1 protein-coding gene is annotated in these 2,119 nt (G+C 48.0%); it reads right to left on the reverse strand.

Annotation, left to right across the window (positions count from 1 at the left end; all coding sequences use genetic code 11):
• Nucleotides 1-1,991, reverse strand: a 1,991-nt coding sequence (locus ACS8E3_RS12950) for a type I restriction-modification system subunit M (protein WP_439244748.1), incomplete at its 3' end; no start/stop codon positions are given.
• Between the last annotated feature and the right edge of the window lie 128 nt (nucleotides 1,992-2,119).

Genomic DNA, 2,119 nt, shown 5'->3' on the forward strand with positions numbered 1-2,119 from the left:
TTTTTCCACGTGATGGCATCCATCAGCTGCTTTTTCTCTTTCACATCAAGACTTATATCAGTGTCTTTTAACGCTTGTTTGAACACTTTTTCAAACTCATTGAAGTCATCAAACTGGTTTTCACCAATCGCCGCTTGCAAAGCTTTCGCTTTATTCATGATCTCAAGTTGATCTCGCCATACTTTGCTATCGAGCACGTCTTTGATTTGCTTTTCTTTGAGCTCAGAGAAGTCGGCCTTAATCATCGCACGTGCCTCAGTCGTGACCGCTGACAAGTCACCATAGCTGCTTGTATCAGAATCAGCGTCGCTATCAGTCGTCCAGTTACCACCAAATGCCTCATACAGTGCTGGCATGACCATATCAAACGGTTTAGGCGCATAGCGTAGGCTATCAATGGCATTATCAGATAACTGCGCGGAGAGACGTAGTGGCCGCTCAATGGTGATACGGCGATAGCCAAACTCATGAGTGGCGAATATCTTACTGGCAAAGGTTTTGGCAGGTGCACTGCTAGGGTTAGCCGACTGACGGCCACGGTTCGACTTCACCTCGTCAGGCTTATCAAGCAGACGCGCGTCAACCACCTCAAAGTCACCGAAGCTGCGGATAATGGTCTTGATATCATCATCGCTCATCTCATTGCGCTTAGAGCCAAGTGATTTACGCATCTTGCTATATAGATTACTACCGTCGATTAATTGCACCTTGCCGCGGCGCTCATTCGCTTTTTTATTGCTGAGTACCCAGACATAGGTGGCAATACCGGTGTTGTAGAACATATCGGTCGGCAGGGCGATGATGGCTTCTAGTAAATCGGCCTCAAGGATATAACGGCGGATCTCACTCTCGCCGCTGCCCGCGCCGCCCGTAAATAGCGGTGAACCATTTAAAATGATACCGATACGGCTGCCCTGATTGCTATTTTGGGTGCTATTGGCTGTCGCTTGCTCATCGCTCTGCTCATTACTAACGATAGGACGCATCTTGCTGAGTAGATGCATTAGGAATAATAGCGAGCCATCAGACACGCGCGGCAAGCCAGCTCCAAAGCGACCGTCAAAGCCTTTTTGCTCGTGCTCGTCTTTGATCTCGCCTGATATTTTTTTCCAATCTACCCCAAACGGCGGATTAGACAGCATATAATCAAACTGCTCACCTGCCAGCTGATCACTGGATAAGGTATTACCCAGCTTAATGTTATTCACCTCTTGCCCTTTGATCAGCATATCGGCTTTACAGATGGCATAAGACTCAGGGTTTAGCTCTTGGCCATAAGTACGCATGACCGCGTCAGGGTTTAGCTCTAGCACGTATTCCATACCAGAGGATAGGAAGCCGCCCGTCCCCGCTGTCGGGTCATATATGGTGCGAATGATACCGTCTTTGGTCAGCGCGTCATCATCTTCCATAAACACCAGCGAGGTGGTCAGACGCACGATATCGCGCGGGGTAAAATGCTCCCCTGCGGTCTCGTTCGAGCTTTCAGCAAAGCGGCGGATCAGCTCTTCAAAGACAAAGCCCATTTCATGGTTAGATATCTTCTCAGGACTTAGATCAGTAGTGGCGAACATCCGAACCACTTTATACAGCAAGTTAGCATCAGCCAGCTGCCCGACAAACTCTTCAAATTTAAAGTGCTCGAATATCTCCCGCGCGTCTTTTGAGAAGGACTGCACGTAGGTATTAAGGTTATCCTTGATGTCGCTTTGACCCATCTTGCTAAGATCCATGGGCGAGGTATTGTAAAAAGGTCGCTTGCTGGCACGTATCAAGAACTTCTCTTGCGCCTCTTCTGGCAAACCCATTTCAGCGATACGCTGGTTTTCTGCGACAACAGCGGCTTTGGTCTCTTCTAATACACACTCTAGGCGGCGAAGTAGCGTGAATGGCAAGATGATGCGGCCGTATTGAGATTGCTTAAAGTCGCCGCGTAATAGATCAGCGACAGACCAGATGAAAGCCGCTGTTTGAGAGAAGTTTTTGGTCATGAGAGTATCTTTTGGTTGTTGGGCAGGGATAGAGGATGTAGATCGTATGTCAGCGATAAAGTGATAACTCATCTTAGACAAAATACAACCATCATAAGGGCATTCGACATTACTCGGCAAGTCTGAAT

The organism is Psychrobacter sp. 2Y5 (genome assembly GCF_051847375.1).
Lineage (GTDB): Bacteria > Pseudomonadota > Gammaproteobacteria > Pseudomonadales > Moraxellaceae > Psychrobacter.